The following is a 19,421-nucleotide window of genomic DNA, read 5'->3' on the forward strand; positions in this document are numbered from 1 at the left end:
AGTCCATGAGCGATATCCGACCCCGCGACCTTTCCGAGTTCAGCTCCCTGGACGACTTCCTCGACGAGGACGGCATCCGGGAAGAGGTCACCCTGCGCGCCATCAAGAGCGTGATCGCGCTCCAACTCCGTCAGGCCATGGTCGAGCGGAAGATGACCCTGTCCGCCATGGCCGCCGAAATGGACACCAGCCGGGCGCAACTGAACCGGGTGCTGGACCCGGAGGAATTCAACGTGACGCTGGAGACGTTGAGCCGCGCCGCGAAGGTGGTGGGGCGGGGGCTGAAGGTGGAGCTGGTCTGAGCGCACCCTCAACCCTCAGTTAGACGAACACTGATTTACCCGTTGACAACGGCGACGCTGGACCACATTTTGGCCACGGCTCCTGGAAGGGGCCGGAATGAAACCCGAGAGCGGTTTCGGCCAGATCCTGCTGCTGGATAGCGGCTACCGAAGACGAGGCGGGCCGGAGGCTCGGAACGTGTCGGATGTCGGGTGCACGCACCCGGTTTGCGGGATCTTCAACCGAAGCAGTTCTCCTCACTGAAGGAGATACTGAGCATGAATCCCGATCGTATTGTCGTCCGCTTTGACCAAGGCCAAGTTGCTGAACAGGTCGAAGGCCCCGTCCGCCGGATTGTTGGCTTCGTTAAGGCCCGCAATATGCTGGCCCTATTCGACGCCGCCGACCTCGAAGCCAATCCACGATCAGCCAAGGCGGGTCCCGTCACTGATGCGATAATCGAAAGCATCGTCGAGACGCCTGACACTTTCCCATTCAAGACCAAGGGGGTGCTGGTGGGAGCCTCCGACTACGAAAAGCTTGAGCGTAATCGCTACGAGCTGAACTTCGAGAATACCCGGATCGAGGGGATTCTTGATGGGGGTCACAATATGCTGGCCATTGGCAGCCACATCGTGCGGCTGGCTACCGGCAACCCCAAACTGAAGATGCCTCGCTGGCCTGACTTCAAAGCTGCTTGGGTGAAAAACCGAGACCTAATCACCACTTTGAAGGAATCCACCGCCGAAGACGGCGGCGACGGGATGCTGAATTTCCTCGTCCCACTTGAAATCCTAGTCCCATCCGACCTGGACGACCCCGAGGTGATGAACGAATTCTCCAGTTCGTTGCTCGATATCTGCGCTGCCCGTAACAATAACGTCGAACTCCGGGCCGAGACGCGCTCCAATCAAAAAGGCTTCTACGAAGAACTCCGCGCGTTCCTGCCGCCGGAGATCTCCGAGAGGGTGGAATGGAAAACCAACGATGGTGGTGACATCCGAGTGCGTGACCTGATCGCCCTCGCGTGGATTCCCCTGTCGGTGGTCGATTTGCCAGAAGATGAGGACGGCCGTCAGGTAGAGGCTCCAGTCCCGCAAAACATTTACAGGAACAAGGGCGAATGCGTGAAGCTATTCGATCGCCTCATGAGTAGCCCTGCCGTATCCAAACAAACCGGCGGCGAATACAAGCACGAACTGCACAACACGCAGGTCGGAAGCGCTCTGGAACTTGCTGCCCAGATCCCACTTCTCTACGACCGAATTTATCGCATTTTTCCCGACACTTATAACGACGGGACCGGTCGCTTCGGAGGCTTGGCTGTGGTCAAGCCGGCCAAAGATATGCGCTCCAAACCAACGACCCATTTCACGGATCAGCCCGTGAACTTCAGCTATCCCGACGGGCTGATCATGCCGCTGGTCTACGGCCTGAAAAGCCTGATCGAACGCGGACCTGAGGGCCGACTCCGGTGGAAAGCGGACCCCTACCAGTTCCTCGATGAATGCTTCCCAGCAATCGTAAAAAAGTATCGCGTGATCATGGACGCGTTCCGAGCGGATCCGCAGAAGATCGGTAAGAACGAAGGGTCCTACGACCTTGTTATTGACGCGTTCGAGACTGAGCTCCTCAAGCGCTCAGCAGCTGCAGCGTGAGGTGCGAAATGGGATATCGTGCACCTCCCAGCGGCGTGACGCTGGATGAAACCGATGCGGCAATTGTCAAGGGCATGCTTGCCCGAGGAGATCGCCAACATGACATCGCCGCTTGGTTCGGCGTCAATGGCGGCCGGATCGGTGAGATAGCGGCGAGGCGCAAGTTCCGGAACGTAGCGCCAGCCCAAGAAAGCCTCTTGCCCCCGCCTGGACCATATCTCAGTGGCCGCGAGTCGATGGTTGCCCTGAAGGCTTTAGAAGAAGCCAAATCGGCGCTGGTTCGAGCCGAGCAGATGCTCAAGTAGAACCCCAACGGGGGTAGGCTGCCACAGAAGGGCTTGGCGGCGGGGGTTCGACCCGGCCCCGCCGCCAAGCCATTCACCGGGAGTCGCGGGAGAGGATCACCAACGTGGGCAAGAAGCGTCCCCACTTCCGATAGTCCGCGACGGATCGCGCCCCCTCTACAAACCGGTGATTGGCAAAATCTGGTCCGAAGCGATAGCCTGATCTTGACCGCTGTCGGGAGGGGACGTTTGGACTGGGTGGCACTTGGCGTTGTCGTTGCAGCGATAGCGGGCGGCGTTCCTGCGATCCTATGGTGGATCGATCATAGGAACGCTGCGGGCAAAGATCCCGAATTGTCCATCGAGAGTATCGACTGGGTTCTCGAGCAAGGCATGACCTACGAGGAGCTGCTTCGTGGCTTGATAAGCCTTGATAGGGCCGCACTGGCCGGGTTGACTGATATTACAGGCGGCACCGCTGAAGTAAAAGCTGATGTGTTTGAAAAAAGCCCGGAAACTTGGGCACTGGTCGTTTTCAAGAACAGCATGATAGTAGGATACTGGTCTTGCTTCTCTTTGTCGCAAAAACTGTTAGACCGCCTCAACAAGGGCGAGATGTATGATTCTGAAATCACGGAATCAGAGGTCCGACCACTATCGGAAAAAGCTCCGCACTCCCTGTACTTCGAAATGATCGGGATTCATCCCGGCTTCCAATGGTGCCGGAAGCAGATATTTCGAAAGATATTGGATTCTCTATCCGATTTCGCCACATCGCTCCCAGCCCAAGGCATCAAGGTTGACGCTATTTACGCCAACGGATTTTCGGAGGTTGGGGCCGATCTTTGCACTTCGCTGGGGCTATCCCCCCTCGTCGAGTCTGTGCAGGGCGGCCAAATTTATCGGTCTGCAGACGTGAGGGCCGTAACCAGACAAGTTCAACGACGTGCACTAAGACGAAGACTGGCGTCGATTGAGCCTCGATAGCGCAACGCCAGCTAGCTCGTTTTCCCCCTACAGCCTGCCCTTCCTAAACGCCTCCGCCTTCTCCGCCGCCGCATCGGCCCGCCACCGCTTCGGCGCGGCCTTGTCGATCGTCTCGCCCTCGGCGGTCAGGACCTCGTTGGCGAACTCCAGGTCCATCAGCTTCATGCGCTTGATCTCGTCGCGCAGGCGGGCGGCCTCCTCGAATTCGAGGTTGGCGGCGGCGTTGCGCATGCGGCCTTCGATGTCCTTGAGGGCGGCCTGGAAGTTGGAGCCGGTGAAGGGTCTGGACTCCTCCTTCATGCCCGGCGCGGTCAGCTTGTCGAGGGCGCGGCTCTCGTAAGGGCTGGCCATGATCTCGCGGATGTCGCGCTTGACCGACTCCGGCGTGATGCCGTGTTCGGCGTTGTAGGCCTCCTGCTTTTCGCGGCGGCGGTTGGTCTCGGCGATGGCGCGTTCCATCGAGCCGGTCATGCGGTCGGCGTAGAGGATGACGCGGCCGTCGACGTTGCGCGCGGCGCGGCCGATGGTCTGGATCAGGCTGGTCTCGGAGCGCAGGAAGCCCTCCTTGTCGGCGTCGAGGATGGCGACCAGGCCGCACTCGGGGATGTCGAGGCCCTCGCGCAGCAGGTTGATGCCGATCAGGACGTCGAAGGCGCCCATGCGCAGGTCGCGGAGGATCTCGATCCGCTCCAGGGTGTCGACGTCGGAGTGCATGTAGCGGACGCGGACGCCCTGTTCGTGCATGTATTCGGTCAGGTCCTCGGCCATCTTCTTGGTCAGGACGGTGACCAGGGAGCGGTAGCCGGCGCGGGCGACGGCCTTCACCTCGTCGATGACGTCGTCGACCTGGTTGCGGGTCTGGCCGCTGACCGGGCGGATCTCGACCGGGGGGTCGATCAGGCCGGTGGGGCGGATGACCTGTTCGGTGAAGACGCCGCCGGTGCGCTCCATCTCCCACGGGCCCGGGGTGGCGGTGACGAACATCGTCTGGGGCCGCATGGCGTCCCACTCGTCGAACTTCAGCGGGCGGTTGTCGATGCAGCTGGGCAGGCGGAAGCCGTATTCCGCCAGGGTGGATTTGCGGCGGTAGTCGCCGCGGTACATGCCGCTGATCTGGCCGACGGTGACGTGGCTCTCGTCGACGAACAGCAGGGCGTTGTCGGGGATGTATTCGAAGAAGGTCGGCGGCGGCTCGCCGGGGCTGCGGCCGGTCAGCCAGCGGCTGTAGTTCTCGATGCCGGCGCAGGAGCCGGTGGCCTCCATCATCTCCAGATCGAAGCGGACGCGTTGTTCGAGGCGCTGGGCCTCCAGCAGTTTGCCGTTCTCGATCATCCAGTCGAGCGTCTCCTTCAGCTCGGCCTTGATGCCGGTGACGGCCTGGTTCAGCGACGGGCGCGGGGTGACGTAGTGGCTGGCGGCGTAGACGGTGATCTCGGTCAGGTCGGCGGTCTTCTTGCCGGTCAGGGGGTCGAACTCCTGGATCGATTCCAGCTCGTCGCCGAACAGCTGGATGCGCCAGGCGCGGTCTTCCATGTGGACGGGGAAGATCTCCAGCACGTCGCCGCGCTTGCGGAACATGCCGCGGTCGAAATTGAGGTCGTTGCGCTTGTACTGCAGGGCGATCAGGTCGGCGCGGAGCTTGGACTCGTCGATCTGGTCGCCGACCTTCAGGGTGAAGGTCATGGCGGTATAGGTCTCGACCGAGCCGATGCCGTAGATGCAGCTGACCGAGGCGACGACGATCACATCGTCCCGCTCCAGGATCGCCCGCGTGGCCGAGTGGCGCATGCGGTCGATCTGCTCGTTTATGGACGAGTCCTTTTCGATGTAGGTGTCGGATTTGGGAACATATGCTTCCGGTTGATAATAGTCATAATACGATACGAAGTATTCGACGGCGTTATCCGGAAAGAAAGACTTGAACTCGGAATAGAGCTGGGCGGCGAGGGTCTTGTTGGGGGCGAGGATCAGGGCCGGGCGCTGGGTGGCCTCGATGACCTTGGCCATGGTGAAGGTCTTGCCCGAGCCGGTGACGCCGAGCAGGACCTGATCGCGCTCGCCCGTGTTGGCGGTGGCGACGAGCTCCCTGATGGCGGCGGGCTGGTCGCCGGCGGGACTGTATTCGGAGTGCAGGCGGAAGGGGATGTGCTTGCGGCCGGCGGGACGGTCGGGGCGGTGCGGGGTCCAGTCGGAGGGCTTGCCGGGGGCCTCTTCGGGGGTCAGGCGCGGGCCGGTGACGGGGGCGAACATCGGCATGCGGTTGGTCGCCGTCGCCGGGTCGAAGATGAAGGGGGCGCGCGCCTCGGACAGGCCGGCGGACATCTCCGACGACTGCCCGGGGACGTGGACGGGCTTGCCGGGTGACTGGGGGGAACGGGCCATGAACAGCAATCTAGGGGGCGGGAGGCGCTAACGCCACAACGTGTGGCCTGCCCGGGGGATGCGGCCGGGCGGCTGCTGACAGCAGGGTGGCGGCAGGACGGGCTGTGACGGTCCGAAAACCGCGAGACGGAGCGGGGCAAGCGCGGCAGTATCGCGGCTTCCACGGAGTTCGCCATGCCCCCCTTCTACGCCCTGCACCGCGACGGCCTCCTGATCCTGCCCAACGCCTGGGACGGGGGGTCGGCAGCGCTTATGGCCTCGCTGGGGGCGAAGGCGATCGCAACCACCAGCGCGGGGGTGGCCTGGGCGCTGGGCTGGCCGGACAGGGACGCCCTGCCGGTCGAACGGCTGGTGCAGGTCACGCGCGACGTGGTGCGGGCGGCGCGGGGCCTGCCGGTGTCGATCGACTTCGAGGGCGGCTATTCCGACGATCCGGCCGAGGTAGCGGCGCAGGCGAAGCGTCTGGTCGAGGCCGGCGCCCAGGGCATCAATATCGAGGACGGCGGCGGGCCACCGGAGCGGCTGGCGGGCAAGATCGCGGCGATCCGGGCGGCGGTCGGGCCGGACCTGTTCATCAACGCCCGCTGCGACGTCTGGCTGAGGGGCGTCGGCGAGGCCGGGACGCGGGTGGCCGAGGCGGCGCGGCGCGGAAGCATCTATGCGGCGGCGGGGGCGGACGGGCTGTTCACCCCGGGACTGACAGACGCCGCCGATATCGCGGCCATGGTCGCGGCCACGCCCCTGCCGCTGAACCTGCTGGCGTTTCCGGGCCTGCCGGACGCGAAGGCGCTGGAGGCGCTGGGCGTGCGGCGGTTGAGCGCGGGGTCGGGCATCTGCGGCGCGACCTGGGGCCGGGCGGCGGCGCTGACCGAGGGCTTTCTGGCGGACGGCCGCTCGGAACCGCTGGGCGACGGGGCGCTGGGGTGGGGCGAGGTCAATGCGTTGATGCCGGCGCAGGGCTGAGCATGAACCTGACCCTTTCCTGGCTCGAGAGTCCGATCGGGCCGTTGGCGCTGGCGTGCGACGATGCGGGCGCGGTGCGGGGACTGTCGTTCGGCGACGGACTGATCGGGGCGATGCGGCGGGAGTATCCGGAGGCGGCCCTGAGCGACGGCGTCGCGCCGGCGGCGGCCGCAGGCGAAATCGCCGCCTATTTCGACGGAGACCGCGAGGCCCTCACGCGGGTGAGCTGGTCGCTGGACGGCGCGGCCGCGGGCGACGGCTTCCAGGCGCGGGTGTGGCGGGCGCTGGCGGACGTACCGGCGGGCGTGACCATCAGCTATGGTGAGATGGCCAAGCGGGCCGGCGAGCCCGCCCCCGGGCCAAGCCCGAGGATGACGGCGGCCCAGGCGGCGGGGACGGCGCTGAACCGCAATCCGATCCCGCTGGTGCTGGCCTGCCACCGGGTGATCGGCGCCGACGGGTCGCTGACCGGCTTCGGCGGCGGGCTGGAGCGCAAGGGCTGGCTGCTCAGGCACGAGGGGGCGTTATTGATCTGAGTGGCGCACCCTCTCCCATGGGCAGAGGGCTTGAGCGCACGAGCGGGAAGCGGTCGTTCTGGCGCGAAAGGGTGAGGGCGTACGGCGCTGAACCTATCGAACACCGTAACCCCTCACCCCCTGCCCCTCTCCCAGTGGGAGAGGGTTCTTGGCTAGCGGCGCAGCTGCACGCGGGCCTCGAGGTCGGCCCAGCGGCGGGTCAGGTCGCGGAGTTCCTCGCGCAGGCGGGCGGCTTCGGTGCGGCTGATCGAGCCGTTGCGCTCGCCGGCGGAGATACGGGCCTCCAGCGCCACGGCGCGTCCGTCGGTTCCGTAGCCGCCGTCCCAGGCGACGTCGCCGATGCGGCGGTCAAGGTCGGCGAGGCGGGTCGTCAGGTCCTCACGCTCGCGGTCGCTGAGACCGTCGCGCTCATAGCTGGTCTCGACCCGGACCAGGGCGTCGAAGTCAGTGCGCAGCCGGTTCGCCTCGGTGCGGCTGATGCGGCGATCGCGCAGGGCCAGATCGACGCGGGCGTTGAAGGCGATGCGCTGGTCGGCCAGCGAACGCCAGCCGTAGTCATCGTCATAGCCGCCGTCATCGCGTGCGTCGCCGACGCGCCGCGACAGGGCCTGATAGCGGGCGCGCAGGTCGGTGCGTTCCTGGGTCGTCAGCCGGCCGTCGGCGGCGTAGCGAGTCTCAAGCTGGACCAGGGAATTGTATTCCGAGCGCAGCCGGGTCGCCTCGGTGCGGCTGATCGAGCCGTCGCGGATCCCGGCGTCGATCCGGGCCTCCAGCGCCTCGCGGCGCTCGGCCAGCGGACGACGGCCCTGGTTGTAGTCCTGCTCGACCTGCTGGTCATTGCCGAAAGCGTCGCCGAACACGGCCCCCAACAGGGCGCCGATGATGCCGCCCGGCTGTTGCGTGGTCTGGCCGCTGTAGCCTCCGTCGTCCGGGTAGAGGGCGCCGACCGTGGCGCGCGCGCCGGTGCAGGTCAGCACGCCGTCGCGGTTGGAGATCGACGAGCGGCAATCGACCGGCCGCAGCGAGCTCCAGCGCCAGCCGCCGTCGGCCTGGCATTCGGCCGAGACATAGCCGTTAGCCAACTGTTCGACATTGCGACAGGAGTTGGGGATCTCGCGGGCCTGGCTGTAGGCGGTGTAGGGCGTCTGGGCCTGGGCGGCGCCCGCGGCGGACAAAAGCAGCGCGCCGGCGGCGAGCGCTGACAGTGTGTGGGGGATTGCGGTCATGGGAGTGTCTTTCCGGTGGAGGTTGCCCTGTTGCCGGAAGAACGGGAGTCAGCGGGGAAAGGTTGCGCCATCCGGCGCCCTCTCCCGACGGGAGAGGGAGGCCGCGCACGGATGCGCCAGCATCCGTTCTGGCGCGGGCGGGTGAGGGGTTACGGGGTTTAACGCGGCCGGCGCCGTAACCCCTCACCCCTGCCCCTCTCCCCATGGGAGAGGGGTTCAGTGTGCGCTAGACCTGACCCATGACCACCCTCCCCCTCCCCGACCTGCTCCTGCTGCTCGCGGCGCTGACGGCGGCCGGGCTGGTCGGCGGCCTCGTCGCCGGGCTGTTCGGGGTCGGGGGCGGGACGGTGATTGTGCCGGCGGTGTTCTATGCCTTCGAGGTGCTCGGTGTGGGCGGCGAGGGCAATCTGCATACGGCGATCGGGACCTCGTTGCTGACCATCGTCGCGACCGCGTGGCGGTCGCTGAGGGCGCATCGGGCGCACGGGGCGGTGGATGAGACGGTGCTGAAGACCTGGACGCCGTGGGTGGCGGCGGGGGCGCTGATCGGGGCGGCGGTGGCGGGGTTCACCTCGATGCAGGGGCTGGCGATCGTCTATGGCGTCTGCCTGCTGGCGGTGGCGGCGCAGATGGGGCTGCTGCCCGAGCGGGTGACGCTGCGGCGCGACCTGCCGGTGGGCTGGGGGCGGCGCGTGACCGGGACGGTGATCGGCGGGCTGTCGGCCATGATGGGGATCGGCGGCGGCAGTTTCGGCGGGATGATGATGACCCTGTGCGGGCGGCCGATCCATCAGGCGGTGGCGACGGCCTCGGGCTTCGGCCTGGCCATTGGGGCGGCGGCGACGCTGGGGTTCATCGTGTTCGGCTGGGACGCGGGCGGGCGGCCGCCGCTGTCGCTGGGCTATGTGAACGTGCCCGGGGCGGTGGTGATGGCGGTGCTGACCACGGCGGTGGCGCCGTGGGGAGCGAAGCTGGCGCATTCGTTGGACCGGGCCGTGCTGAGACGAGCGTTCGCCGTGTGGCTGCTGCTGACGGCCGGGGCGGTGGTGGTGAAGGCTTTGTAGGGGCGAGGGGTGAGGGTCGAGGGATGAGGGATGAGGGATGAGGAAGATCGGGTCGCTTTTTTCCGACCCTCGCCCCTCGCCCCTCGTCCCTCCTCTACGGCCGCAGCGTCAGCCCCACCGGCGTTGCGCTGAACGACGACAGGCGGCCGAGGTAGCTCATGCCGAGCAGGCTGTGCGGCAGGCCGCGTTCGACGACCAGGGCCTCGACCCGTTCGACGCGGGCGCCGGCGACGGCGACGGCGCCCAAGGCGACCGGGGCGGCGCGGACGGGGCCTGAGGCGGTGATGACGGTGGCGGAGAAGTCGACGGCCTCGAGCCGCAGGCCCAGACGGACGGCGTCAGCGGGGGTCAGGACCACGACACTGGCGCCGGTGTCGACCATGACGCGCACCGCCTTGCCGTCAATCAGGGCGTCGGTCCAGTAGTGGCCGTCGGCGGCCTTGAGCACCTGAGCGGGCGCGCCCAAAGCCGGGGCATGAGCGGGGGCGTGGATGGGTGCGGGCGTGGCGGCATGCGCCTCCCCCCGCGCGTCGGCGTGATTCAGCCACCAGGCGGTGGTCAGGGCGGACGCCACGGCCAGGGCCATGACTCCGAGAGAGGAAAGGTCGAAACGCATACGAAGCTCGCCGTGAACGCGCCGCATGTGCGGCCCCTCCCTTGTCGCACACGGCGGTTGGGATGCGGTGAAGGGGGATGGTTTGCGGGGGGTTAAGGGGAGGTTCTAGGGACCAGGTTCTAGGGGCTAGGGAGGCTGGCCCGCCTCTAATTCCGAAACCCTAGAACCTAGAACCTAGAACCTAGAACCTAGTCCCCAGCCCCTGCTCTGCCCGGTAGTTCCGCCATGATCGCCGCCCGTTCCGCGTCGGTGAATCCGCTCCAGCCGCCGATCTCGGACAGGGTGCGCCAGCAGCCGAGGCAGAGGCTGGTAGCGCCGTCCACGACGCAGACCTTGACGCAGGGCGTGGCGATGCTGCGGGGCGGGCCCTGTGGGTTATGTGTTTTTTGGGCGACGGTTGATGACATGAATGCGAAATATGGTCCGGTAGCGGAGTAAAACTGATTGCAATTTTCGCATCACGGCATTAGACGGACCCTGACGCGAAACGACTATGACGGTGAGATTCCCGAAAAGCACGACGTGTCTCTTTTCATCATTCACTCGAAAGGAGACGCCAGATGAAAGACAGAGACCGCAATCTGCAGCACGCCATGATGTCCTTCGCCCTGTGGGGCGGGATGTTGGTGAATACGAAGAACGGCTATGGGGCCGGCGACCGCGTGGTCAGCCACCCGTCGAACTTCGTGCCCATCAAGCTTCGCAAGCGCGACTAGACGGCACGCAGCTACGCAGATGACCCAGCCCCGGTCCGCAAGGTCCGGGGCTTTGCAATTCACCCGTCAGGGTTCGTCATTCGCGCGGTCGCTCAACCTGTGTCAGAGTAATTGCTCGAGGGGTGGGGACCATGTTCAGGCTGAAGGCGACGCTCGTCGCCACGACGCTCATGCGGCCTTGGCGCACCGGCTGGTCCGAGGACCGCGGCGTGAACTTTTCGCTGGCCGCGGCGGCGCGACCGACAACCGCCCCGCCTGTGGCGCGCGACGAGACGCCCGCTGCAGAACCCGCCTGTTTCATCGACGAGGACTGGGTCGTGCCGCCGTGCGCCACGGTGGTGCGCAGTTTCGCCAGCCTGGCCGCGGCCGAGGCGGCGATCGAACCGCCGCCCGAGGACGCCTCGGACGCTGGCGGCATGCGGGCCTGGTGGTCGCTGTCGGGCAAGCCGTCGCGGACCTGATATTGCGGCGGGCGCGCGCCTGCGGCACATCGGTCGCATGACCCTGATCCGCCGAGACCGCCGCGACCATATCGAACTCTGGACCCTGGACCGGCCCGACCGGCTGAACGCCCTGCCCGATCTGGAGGACGGCGAAGCCTTTGCGGCGGCCTGCGAGGCGGTGAACGCCGACCAGGGCGTGCGCTGCGTGGTCCTGACCGGAGCCGGGCGGGCGTTTTCGGCGGGCGGCGACCTGAAGGCGATGAAGGACCGGCGCGACATGTTCGCCGGCTCGGGGGCCGAGATCCGCGAACGCTATCGCCGTGTGGTGCACCGCATCGTGCGCTCGCTCTACGGGCTGGAGGTTCCGCTGATCGCGGCGGTGAACGGCCCGGCCATGGGGTTGGGCTGCGACATCGCCGGGCTGGCGGACATCCGCATCGCCTCGGAGACGGCGACGTTCGGCGTGCCGTTCCTGAAGCTGGGCATTTTGCCCGGCGACGGCGGGGCCTGGCTGATGCCGCGCAATATCGGCTATGCCCGGGCCGCCGAGATGCTGTTCACCGCGCGGGTGCTGGACGCCCGGACGGCGATGGAATGGGGGCTGGTCAGCCGGGTGGTCGCGCCGGAGCGGCTGATGGACGAGGCCATGGCGATCGCCGGAGAGGTCGCAGCCCAGGCGCCCCAGGCCCTGCGCATGACCAAGGCCCTGCTGCGTCAGGGCCGCGACGCGACCTTCGACCAGATCCTTGAGATGACCGCCTCGATGCAGGCGCTGGCGCACCTCAGCGACGACCATCTGGAAGGGGTGACGGCGACGCTGGAGAAGCGGGGGGCGGCGTTCACCGGCCGCTAGGGCGCAGTCCGAACGTCAGGGCGCACATGGCGAGGCACACAAGGCTGGAAGCGGCCAGGGCCACGCCAGGCGAGGCGTCCAGGGCGATGGCGTAGGCGGCGGGGGCCAGCGCCTGGAGATAGCGCGCCGGCGTCAGCAACAGCGCCTGCCGGGCCGCGTATCGTTCGGGCCCGAAGACGTGCAGCGGCAGAACGCCGGCGGCCACGGACAGCAGACCGTTGCCCGCGCCTTGCCCCACGGCGAGCAGCGGGGCCAGACGCGCGCCGCCCCACGCCGCCAGCCCCGCTCCCAGCGGATGGAACAGACAGGCCAGCCGCAAGGTCGCCACCGGATGCGACCGGTGCAGGACCACCAGGTCGAACAAACGCGCGGCGATAGCGCTGGCCGCCATCAGTCCCGCGGCCCAGGCGGCCTGTTCGGGGCCGAGACCAAGCTGGCCCAGCAGACGAGGCAGGTGCGCGCCCATGGCGGTGGAGACCATCCATCCCCCCGCGAAGACGGCGGCGATCTGCACCATGCGCCGGTCCCACCGGATCGGCTCCAGTGCGGCTTTTGCCGTCGTCGCGGCGTGCGGCCGCGGCAGGACCGTCAGGGTGAGCGGAAGGCACAGCGCCAGATGGGCCAGCGCCCAGGCGGCGCAGGCGACGCGCCAGTCCCAGGCCTCGACGATCAGGCGGCTGACAGGCCAGCCGAGACCGCCGCCCAGCGCGCCGATCAGCGAGACTGCGGTGATCGAGCGACGGGCCCCCGCGCCGTGCAACTCGACCAGGACGGCGAAGGCGGTGCCGTAGAGGCCGATGGCCATCCCGATCCCCAGGGCGGCGACGCCCGCGACCAGAACGACGGCTGAGGGCGACAGGGCCATCGTCAGCAGGGCGGCGGCGAAGGCGAGGTGCGCCCACGCCTGCACGCGACGCCCGCCGCTGCGTTCGATCCATCGCCCCGCCGACGGCGAGAGCACCGCCGAGATCAGGAAGGCGGCGGACAGGGCGGTAAAAAGGACGGATGGCTCAATCCGCAGCGTCTGCGCCATAGGATCGGCGAGGACGCCCAGCAGGTAGTAGCTGGAGGCGAAGGCCACGACCTGCCCCAGGCCGAGAACGGGAACGATCAAACGGGCGCGCAGGGACATGGGCCGGAATCGCCGGATTGCGCCCGGCCCGAAAGCGACATATCGAGCTTCGCATGTTCGAAAACCTCACACCCCGGACGGCCCTGCCCTCGCTGAATGCGTTGCGGGCGTTCGAGGCGATGGGGCGAACCGGCTCCGCGACGCGAGCGGCGGCGGAACTGAATGTCACCCACAGCGCGATCAGCCGGCAGGTGAAGGCGCTGGAGTCAGCGTTGGGGGTTCGGCTGTTCGAGGGGCCGAAACACCAATTGCGCCTGACCGTCCGGGGCGAGGCGTTGAGGGCGGGACTGGGGTCCGGCTTCGACACCCTGACAGAAGCAGTGCGCGCGGCGCGCGACGCCGCCGAGGTTCATCTGGCGATCCACCAGAGTCTGGCGGTCAAATGGCTGATCCCACGGCTGGGCGCCTTCGAGCGGGACTGTCCGGGCATCGTACTGCACCTTACGGACCTGGCGCCCACGGCGACCCGACAGCGTGGCGCCGATTTGATGGTCCGCTATCTGGACGGTTCCGCGTTGAACGACGCGGGGGTGGAGCGGCTGGCGGAAAACCGGATCGGACTGGTCTGCACGCCAGCGCTGGCGGCCGTCGATCTTTCCACGGCCCCGCGTCTGGTGGCGCGCACCCGAATGGGCGGCTGGGCGGAATGGTCGAGGTTGACGGGCCAGGCCGAGCCTCGCGGGCCGACCCGCATCCTGACCCATCTGCATTTCGTGCTGGACGCGGCGTCGGCGGGACTGGGGGCCGCAGTGCTGCCGTGGATAATCGTGGCCGAAGACATCGCCGCGGGACGGCTGGTCGCGCCTTTCGGTTTCGCCGCCGATGGCGGGGCGCTGGCCGCGATCCGGAGCGGCGGGGAAACCGGGCGGGCGGTGCGGACCGTAATCCGCTGGCTGGGCGAACAGGCGCAGGCGACGGCTCGAACCGCCGCCTGATCTGACCCGGGTCCTTAGCCCGCCTGCGCGGGCTCACGCATGGCGCGGCCGGCGGGGACGCCGGTCGAGGCCGCACGCGGGGCGCCGGCGGTCTCGCCGGGCTTCATGAATTTCACCAGCACCCGCTGACCGATCAGCAGGGGGGCGTCGCCGGCGGTGACGACGACCTCGATGACCCGTTCGTCCGAGCGTTGCGACGGATCGTCGGAAGCCAGTTTGCGGGCGCCGAAGACCGCCGCGCGGCGCAGGACGGCGCCGACATAGACCTTGGACGGATCGCCCTCGGGCGTGATCTCCACGGCCTGGCCCGGAGTGATGTTGGGGATGTCGCTCTCGACGATCTCCGCGCGGGCGATGCGCGGGGCGTCGGGCTCGAGGTCGAACATGTTGGACACGTTCAGGGTCGAGGCGCCGGCGCCGGGGTTGGCGTAACGGCGCACGATCCGGCCCGACTGGGGCGCGCGGATCACCGTCAGCTCGACATTGTAGGCGGCCTGGTCGCGGCGGGCGCGAGCGGTCTGGACGGCCGCCTGCTGCGAGTTGAGCCGGGCCTGGGCCTGGGCGATGGCGTCGCGGGCCTGATCCATGCGCGAGGCGGCGACGAAGTTGGAATCGACCAGCCGGGCGAGGCGGTCGTGCTCGCGCTGGGCGGTGCGGATATCGACCTGGATCAGGCGCAGCTGGCTTTCGGCCTGGGCGACGTCGGCGTTGGCGCTCTGCAGGGCCAGGCGCGGTTCGTCGTCTTCCTGACGGGCGAGGATCTGGCCGGCGACAACGCGGTCGCCTTCCTGCACCAGCACCTCGCGGACGACGCCGCCGCGACGGGCCGCGATCTGGATGATGCCGCCCTCGACATCGACCTTGCCGTTGGCGATGGCCGCATAGGGGCTCTCGACCCGGGTGGCCGCGGCCTTCTCCTCCTCGGCCTTCTTCGCCTTGGCGCCGTTCTGCATGAACATGAAGCCGACGGCGATGATGACGATCAGCACGAGGCCGATCCAGAGCCATTTGTTCTTCAAGAAGGCGGGCATGGCGTAGGTCCTAAGGCGGTTCAGTGCGACGCCAGCGTGGCGTCGGGATTGGGGGTTCGGCGTTGATCGTCAATGATCACGCCGTCTTCGATCTTGATGACGCGGTCGGCCCATTCCTCGAGGCGAGGATCGTGCGTCACGCAGATGACCGCGGCGCCGTGTTCGGTGGCGGCGCGGCGCAGCAGGCGGATGACGATCTGGCCGTTCTCGCCGTCGAGGGCCGAGGTCGGCTCATCGGCGAACAGGATCTGCGGGTTCTTGGCCAGGCAGCGGGCGATGGCGACGCGCTGCTTCTCGCCGCCCGAAAGGGCCGAGGGCCGCTGATGCAGGCGCGGGCCGAGGCCGACCTCCTCGAGGGTCGCCTTCGCCTGGCGCCGGGCGTCTCCCTTGGACAGGCCCTGGAACTTCAGCACCACCTCGACCTGTTGCAGGGCGGTCAGGGCGGGGAAGAGGTTGAAGCCCTGGAAAATGAAACCGCAGTTGTCGAGACGGAAGCGGTCGATCTTTCCGGCGGACAGTTTCCAGAGGTCGTCGACGTCCAGCGTGTCGACCCGGCCCTCTTCCGGCCGCAGCAGGCCGGACAGGGCGGCGATCAGGGTCGACTTGCCCGAACCCGACGGACCCATGACCATGGTCAGGTCGCCGTGGCGGGCATCGAAATCCACGCCCTTCAGCACCTCGATGAAGGATTTGCCGGACTTGAAGCGCTTCACCAGGCCCTTGGCCTCGATGGCGAAGTCGCCGTGTTTGCCGTGAGTCCTGGTCTTGCTCATCGCAACAGGTCCGCAGGCTGGCTGTTCTTGAGGATGCCGAGGGACAGCAGACCCGACAGCATGGCGATGACGACGAGGCCGCCGCCGACGATGATCAGCAGGACGGGCGGCAGGGCGATGATGACAGCGTTGGCCATGGCCAGCATCTGCACCAGCATGGTCAGGCCGATGGCGGCGGCGACGCCGACGAGGCCGACCCAGAAGCTGAGCTCCATGACGATGCGGTTCAGCGATCCCATGCCGACGCCGAGGGCCCGCAGCGAGGCGAACTCCTTGATATTGGCCATGATCGCCCCGCGGAGGGTCTGCCAGGTGATGGCCACGCCTATGATGGTGCCCAGCACCACGCAGCCGCCGATGATAATGACGAGAATGCCCTCCTCGAACATGGCGCCGGCGTTGGCGTCAGCCAGCTCCTGACGCGTCCAGGCCTTCCATTGACCGTCGCCGAGGGTGTTCAGCTGGGCCGCGACGCGCTCGGCCTGGGCCGGATCGCGCAGCTTGATCATCAGGGGGCCGACGCGCGGGCCGGTGTCGGCCTGGCCGAGCATCCGCAACGTATCGCGCGACATGACGATCGTGGACGACATCATGTTGGGGTAGCCGCGGGTGATGCCCACCACGGTCACCGTCTGGCCGTTGTACAAGGCCTTGTCGCCAAGCTTGACGCCCAGCTTGGTCACGGCGGTCTCGTCGATGGCGACGGTGTAGGGCTGGCGCAGGGCGTCGACCAGCTCCTCGGAATAGTCCGTCGGAATGGTGACCGCGCCCGGGGTGGTGTCGATGATGCTGGCCTGCACGAACTCCTGCTTCGGAGCGCCCTGCCGCGCGCGTTCGGCCTGGGACATGGTCGGGTCGACGTTCTTGACCGACTGGAAGGAGCCGCCGGCCCCGTCCAGCGGCTGGACCTCGATCACCTGCGGATTGCGGTAGGCCATCGGGATGAAGCGGCGCGGTACGCCCGAGGGCCCGCCCATCAGGCTGGTGGCGCCGGGCTGCATGATGATGATGTCGGCGCTGGAACGCTCGATGGTGGCGGTGAAACCTTTGCCGATGCCGATGAAGACCCCGGTCATGGCGAGCACCAGCAGGCCCGACAGGGCAAGCGCCATAACGGCGGCCATGTAGCGCCGCCACTCATAGAGGAGGGTTGAAAGTGCAAGCGACATGGAAACGGAAAGACCCCTGACGTTGACCGCTATCTGACGATGCAAGGGAGCGGGGCCAAGTTAAATCGGGGTAAGGCGATCACCGTTACGGATTTGTAAGCCGACCGCGTGGCGATGGACGCAAACCGTTCATCGTGTCTATGCAGATGGCAACGATCGGCGACATCCGCCGACACCTTGGGAGATTTCGCAGAATGCTGCTTCGTTCGCTCCGCGCCGCCGTGTCGGCGACCGCCTCGATCGCCGCCACGTCGGCGCTTTGGGCCGGCGCGCTGGCCATCATGGCCGCGCCTTCCACCGCCCGCGCCGACGAAGGCATGTGGACGTTCGACAATTTCCCGATCCAGACGGTGAACGACAAATACGGCACCCGGATCGATCAGGCGTGGCTGGACCGGGTCCGCAACGCCGCCGTCCGCATCCAGGGCTGTTCGGCCTCGTTCGTGTCCGACGAAGGTCTGATCCTGACCAACTGGCACTGCGTCGTCGGCTGTGTGCAGGAACTGTCCTCGCCCGAGCAGGACTATGTGAAGAACGGCTTCCTGACCGCAAACCGCGAGGAGGAGCGTCGCTGCCCCGGCCAGACCGCCGAAGTGCTGGTCGACATCGTCGATGTGACCGACCGGGTGCTGGGCGCCGGCGCCGGCCTTGAGGGCGCGGCCTTCAACGCCGCGCGCACGGCCGAGACCAATGCGATTCAGACCGAGGCCTGCGCCGCCGATCCGAAATTCAACTGCCAGGTCATCAGCTTCTACCGCGGCGGCCGGTTCGCCCTGTACAAATTCCGCCGGTATGAAGACGTCCGGCTGGTTTTCGCGCCCGAGAACCAGGCGGCCTTCTTCGGCGGCGACCCCGACAATTTCAACTTCCCGCGCTACGCCCTCGATGCCGGATTCCTGCGCGCCTATGAGGACGGCCGTCCGGTCGAGAGCCCGGGCTTCCTGCGCTGGAACCCGAACGCCCCGGCCGAGGGCGATCCGGTCTTCGTGGCCGGCAATCCCGGCTCGACCTCGCGTCTGCTGACGATGAGCCAGCTGGAGCGGCTGCGCGACCAGCAACTGCCGCTGACCCTGATCCAGAACTCGGAGCTTCGTGGCCGCCTGCTGGAGTATTCGCTGACCAGCGACGAGGCCAAGCGCGTTTCGTTCGATCCGGTCTTCGGCCTGGAGAACAGCTTCAAGGCCCAGTACGGGCAGCATCAGGCGCTGCTGGACCCCGAGTTCCTCGGCGCCCGTCGCGACGCCGAGACGGAGCTGCGCGCCCGCGTGACCGCTGATCCGTCGCTGGTGCAGCAGATCGGCGATCCCTGGGGCGACCTCGAGCGCGTCCAGGCCACGGCCCGCGAGCTGTATCTGCCGGTCCGTCAGCTCGAACAGGCCGCCGGCGGCGGTTCGACCCTGTACCAGATGGCCCGCGCCATCGTTCGGGCGTCCAAGAACACGACGATGACCGAGGCGCAGCGCGCGCGGCTGGTCGCGGCCGTGGGCGCCGAGACGCCGATCGCCGTCGACATGGAAGAGATCCGCCTTCGCTACTGGCTGTCCAAGACCCGGGAATATCTGACGGTCGACAATCCCGAAGTGAAGGCGATGCTGGGCCGTGAGAGCCCCGAGGCTCTCGCCGACCGGCTGATCTCGGGCACCCGGATGGCCGACGCCGCCTTCCGCGCCCAGGCCGCCGCGATGACGACCGAGCAGCTGGCCGCGGCCGATCCGCTGCTGGCCTTCATCATCGCCAACGACGCCGCCGCCTCGGCGATCGGCGCGCGCTGGGCCGCCGAGGTCAACGCCCCGACCGCCCGCGCGGCCGAAAAGGTCGCCCAGGCCCGGTTCGCGGTCTATGGCGTCAACCAGTATCCGGACGCGACGTTCTCGCTCCGCCTGTCATACGGCCGGGTCGAGGGCTGGACCTATCGCGGCGTCACCGTGCCGGCCTTCACCTATATGGGCGGTCTGTACGAGCGGGCCACCGGAGCCGAGCCGTTCAACGCGGCCCAGGCCTTCATCGACAATGAGAGCCGGGTGAACAAGGACACGGTCTATGACTTCACCTCGACCAACGACATCATCGGCGGCAACTCGGGTTCGCCCGTGATCAACGCCGCCGGCGAGGTCATCGGCGCGGCCTTCGACGGCAACATCCACTCGCTGGGCGGCGCCTATGGCTATGACGGCGCGCTGAACCGGACGGTGTCGGTGTCGACGGCGGCGATCACGGAAGCGTTCCGCAACATCTATCCAAGCCCGCACCTGCTGGAAGAGCTGGGGGTTCGGTAACCTGTCTCCTCCCTGTTGGCGAAGCCAATGGGGAGGGGGACCGCCGGCACGGCGGTGGAGGGGCTGGTTCCCCATCCGCGCGTCGTGGGCTAGCG

General features: G+C 67.4%; 20 protein-coding genes. 12 read left to right on the top strand and 8 right to left on the bottom strand.

From position 1 onward, the window contains the following. Positions 1–5: 5 nt before the first annotated feature. From ACTIEW_RS06430 to ACTIEW_RS06445, 4 genes are all read left to right on the top strand, one after another. Positions 6–302, top strand: a complete 297-nt coding sequence (locus ACTIEW_RS06430) for a helix-turn-helix domain-containing protein (protein WP_439477077.1) — start codon at positions 6–8, stop codon at positions 300–302. A gap of 258 nt (positions 303–560) precedes the next feature. Further along, entirely contained in the window at positions 561–1,940 is a 1,380-nt protein-coding gene (locus ACTIEW_RS06435) for a hypothetical protein (RefSeq protein WP_439477078.1), read from the top strand. An 8-nt stretch (positions 1,941–1,948) separates the two neighbouring features. After that, positions 1,949–2,245, top strand: a complete 297-nt coding sequence (locus ACTIEW_RS06440; protein WP_439477079.1) for a hypothetical protein — start codon at positions 1,949–1,951, stop codon at positions 2,243–2,245. Positions 2,246–2,473: 228 nt separating this feature from the next. Further along, positions 2,474–3,211: a hypothetical protein gene (locus ACTIEW_RS06445; RefSeq protein WP_439477080.1), complete on the top strand. Its 738-nt coding sequence runs from the start codon at positions 2,474–2,476 to the stop codon at positions 3,209–3,211. Positions 3,212–3,238: 27 nt separating this feature from the next. Here the strand turns inward: ACTIEW_RS06445 and uvrB are convergent, their stop codons facing one another. Next, complete coding sequence (uvrB, locus tag ACTIEW_RS06450; protein WP_439477081.1) at positions 3,239–5,593, bottom strand: excinuclease ABC subunit UvrB; 2,355 nt, start codon at positions 5,591–5,593, stop codon at positions 3,239–3,241. A gap of 174 nt (positions 5,594–5,767) precedes the next feature. Here uvrB and ACTIEW_RS06455 point away from each other — a divergent pair, with 174 nt between their 5' ends. Further along, positions 5,768–6,556, top strand: a complete 789-nt coding sequence (locus ACTIEW_RS06455) for an isocitrate lyase/PEP mutase family protein (RefSeq protein ID WP_439477082.1) — start codon at positions 5,768–5,770, stop codon at positions 6,554–6,556. Positions 6,557–6,558: 2 nt separating this feature from the next. Further along, positions 6,559–7,092 carry a methylated-DNA--[protein]-cysteine S-methyltransferase gene (locus ACTIEW_RS06460; RefSeq protein WP_439477083.1) on the top strand — a complete coding sequence of 178 codons (534 nt, stop codon included), beginning with the start codon at positions 6,559–6,561 and terminating at the stop codon, positions 7,090–7,092. A gap of 152 nt (positions 7,093–7,244) precedes the next feature. Here the strand turns inward: ACTIEW_RS06460 and ACTIEW_RS06465 are convergent, their stop codons facing one another. Then, the gene (locus ACTIEW_RS06465) at positions 7,245–8,318 is read right to left on the bottom strand and encodes a hypothetical protein (RefSeq protein WP_439477084.1); all 1,074 of its coding nucleotides are present in this window, start codon (positions 8,316–8,318) and stop codon (positions 7,245–7,247) included. Positions 8,319–8,557: 239 nt separating this feature from the next. Between ACTIEW_RS06465 and ACTIEW_RS06470 the strand changes: the two genes are divergently transcribed. After that, positions 8,558–9,382, top strand: a complete 825-nt coding sequence (locus ACTIEW_RS06470) for a sulfite exporter TauE/SafE family protein (RefSeq protein WP_439477085.1) — start codon at positions 8,558–8,560, stop codon at positions 9,380–9,382. Positions 9,383–9,476: 94 nt separating this feature from the next. Here the strand turns inward: ACTIEW_RS06470 and ACTIEW_RS06475 are convergent, their stop codons facing one another. Then, positions 9,477–10,025, bottom strand: a complete 549-nt coding sequence (locus ACTIEW_RS06475; protein WP_439477086.1) for a TIGR02281 family clan AA aspartic protease — start codon at positions 10,023–10,025, stop codon at positions 9,477–9,479. A gap of 161 nt (positions 10,026–10,186) precedes the next feature. Continuing rightward, positions 10,187–10,405: a DUF1289 domain-containing protein gene (locus tag ACTIEW_RS06480; protein WP_439477087.1), complete on the bottom strand. Its 219-nt coding sequence runs from the start codon at positions 10,403–10,405 to the stop codon at positions 10,187–10,189. A gap of 153 nt (positions 10,406–10,558) precedes the next feature. Between ACTIEW_RS06480 and ACTIEW_RS06485 the strand changes: the two genes are divergently transcribed. The 3 genes from ACTIEW_RS06485 (at position 10,559) to ACTIEW_RS06495 (ending at position 12,010) form a co-directional block, all read left to right on the top strand. Continuing rightward, positions 10,559–10,714, top strand: a complete 156-nt coding sequence (locus ACTIEW_RS06485; RefSeq protein WP_292029036.1) for a hypothetical protein — start codon at positions 10,559–10,561, stop codon at positions 10,712–10,714. A gap of 131 nt (positions 10,715–10,845) precedes the next feature. Beyond that, a complete protein-coding gene (locus tag ACTIEW_RS06490) occupies positions 10,846–11,175 on the top strand; it encodes a hypothetical protein (protein ID WP_439477088.1) in 330 nt (109 codons plus the stop codon). Positions 11,176–11,212: 37 nt separating this feature from the next. Further along, the gene (locus ACTIEW_RS06495; RefSeq protein WP_439477089.1) at positions 11,213–12,010 is read left to right on the top strand and encodes a crotonase/enoyl-CoA hydratase family protein; all 798 of its coding nucleotides are present in this window, start codon (positions 11,213–11,215) and stop codon (positions 12,008–12,010) included. Here ACTIEW_RS06495 and ACTIEW_RS06500 read toward each other — a convergent pair. After that, positions 11,997–13,142 (bottom strand): MFS transporter, encoded by a 1,146-nt coding sequence (locus tag ACTIEW_RS06500; protein ID WP_439477090.1) that lies wholly within the window; start codon positions 13,140–13,142, stop codon positions 11,997–11,999. The two genes, ACTIEW_RS06495 and ACTIEW_RS06500, sit on opposite strands and share 14 nt — an antisense overlap. Positions 13,143–13,195: 53 nt before the next feature. Here ACTIEW_RS06500 and ACTIEW_RS06505 point away from each other — a divergent pair, with 53 nt between their 5' ends. Continuing rightward, complete coding sequence (locus tag ACTIEW_RS06505) at positions 13,196–14,077, top strand: LysR substrate-binding domain-containing protein (protein WP_439477091.1); 882 nt, start codon at positions 13,196–13,198, stop codon at positions 14,075–14,077. A gap of 14 nt (positions 14,078–14,091) precedes the next feature. Here the strand turns inward: ACTIEW_RS06505 and ACTIEW_RS06510 are convergent, their stop codons facing one another. Genes ACTIEW_RS06510 through ACTIEW_RS06520 form a run of 3 tightly spaced genes read right to left on the bottom strand, consistent with a single transcriptional unit; the run spans position 14,092 to position 17,050 of the window. After that, positions 14,092–15,108 (bottom strand): HlyD family secretion protein, encoded by a 1,017-nt coding sequence (locus tag ACTIEW_RS06510; RefSeq protein ID WP_439477092.1) that lies wholly within the window; start codon positions 15,106–15,108, stop codon positions 14,092–14,094. 20 nt (positions 15,109–15,128) lie between these two features. Continuing rightward, positions 15,129–15,881, bottom strand: a complete 753-nt coding sequence (locus ACTIEW_RS06515) for an ABC transporter ATP-binding protein (RefSeq protein WP_439477093.1) — start codon at positions 15,879–15,881, stop codon at positions 15,129–15,131. Further along, positions 15,878–17,050, bottom strand: coding sequence for an ABC transporter permease (locus tag ACTIEW_RS06520; protein ID WP_439477094.1), 1,173 nt, complete (start codon positions 17,048–17,050; stop codon positions 15,878–15,880). The genes ACTIEW_RS06515 and ACTIEW_RS06520 overlap by 4 nt, the downstream gene beginning before the upstream one ends. 194 nt (positions 17,051–17,244) lie before the next feature. On the opposite strand from ACTIEW_RS06520, the gene ACTIEW_RS06525 reads away from it, so the two are divergent. Then, entirely contained in the window at positions 17,245–19,326 is a 2,082-nt protein-coding gene (locus ACTIEW_RS06525; protein WP_439477095.1) for a S46 family peptidase, read from the top strand. Positions 19,327–19,421 lie beyond the last annotated feature (95 nt).

The organism is Brevundimonas sp. (genome assembly GCF_051860745.1).
In the GTDB taxonomy this organism is placed as follows: domain Bacteria; phylum Pseudomonadota; class Alphaproteobacteria; order Caulobacterales; family Caulobacteraceae; genus Brevundimonas.

Coding starts and splice junctions, on each gene's coding strand:
- ACTIEW_RS06430 (WP_439477077.1), top strand. CDS start 6: ATGAGCGATATCCGACCCCGCGACCTTTCCGAGTTCAGCTCCCTGGAC.
- ACTIEW_RS06435 (WP_439477078.1), top strand. CDS start 561: ATGAATCCCGATCGTATTGTCGTCCGCTTTGACCAAGGCCAAGTTGCT.
- ACTIEW_RS06440 (WP_439477079.1), top strand. CDS start 1,949: ATGGGATATCGTGCACCTCCCAGCGGCGTGACGCTGGATGAAACCGAT.
- uvrB (WP_439477081.1), bottom strand. CDS start 5,593: ATGGCCCGTTCCCCCCAGTCACCCGGCAAGCCCGTCCACGTCCCCGGG.
- ACTIEW_RS06455 (WP_439477082.1), top strand. CDS start 5,768: ATGCCCCCCTTCTACGCCCTGCACCGCGACGGCCTCCTGATCCTGCCC.
- ACTIEW_RS06460 (WP_439477083.1), top strand. CDS start 6,559: ATGAACCTGACCCTTTCCTGGCTCGAGAGTCCGATCGGGCCGTTGGCG.
- ACTIEW_RS06465 (WP_439477084.1), bottom strand. CDS start 8,318: ATGACCGCAATCCCCCACACACTGTCAGCGCTCGCCGCCGGCGCGCTG.
- ACTIEW_RS06470 (WP_439477085.1), top strand. CDS start 8,558: ATGACCACCCTCCCCCTCCCCGACCTGCTCCTGCTGCTCGCGGCGCTG.
- ACTIEW_RS06475 (WP_439477086.1), bottom strand. CDS start 10,025: ATGCGGCGCGTTCACGGCGAGCTTCGTATGCGTTTCGACCTTTCCTCT.
- ACTIEW_RS06480 (WP_439477087.1), bottom strand. CDS start 10,405: ATGTCATCAACCGTCGCCCAAAAAACACATAACCCACAGGGCCCGCCC.
- ACTIEW_RS06485 (WP_292029036.1), top strand. CDS start 10,559: ATGAAAGACAGAGACCGCAATCTGCAGCACGCCATGATGTCCTTCGCC.
- ACTIEW_RS06490 (WP_439477088.1), top strand. CDS start 10,846: ATGTTCAGGCTGAAGGCGACGCTCGTCGCCACGACGCTCATGCGGCCT.
- ACTIEW_RS06495 (WP_439477089.1), top strand. CDS start 11,213: ATGACCCTGATCCGCCGAGACCGCCGCGACCATATCGAACTCTGGACC.
- ACTIEW_RS06500 (WP_439477090.1), bottom strand. CDS start 13,142: ATGTCCCTGCGCGCCCGTTTGATCGTTCCCGTTCTCGGCCTGGGGCAG.
- ACTIEW_RS06505 (WP_439477091.1), top strand. CDS start 13,196: ATGTTCGAAAACCTCACACCCCGGACGGCCCTGCCCTCGCTGAATGCG.
- ACTIEW_RS06510 (WP_439477092.1), bottom strand. CDS start 15,108: ATGCCCGCCTTCTTGAAGAACAAATGGCTCTGGATCGGCCTCGTGCTG.
- ACTIEW_RS06515 (WP_439477093.1), bottom strand. CDS start 15,881: ATGAGCAAGACCAGGACTCACGGCAAACACGGCGACTTCGCCATCGAG.
- ACTIEW_RS06520 (WP_439477094.1), bottom strand. CDS start 17,050: ATGTCGCTTGCACTTTCAACCCTCCTCTATGAGTGGCGGCGCTACATG.
- ACTIEW_RS06525 (WP_439477095.1), top strand. CDS start 17,245: ATGCTGCTTCGTTCGCTCCGCGCCGCCGTGTCGGCGACCGCCTCGATC.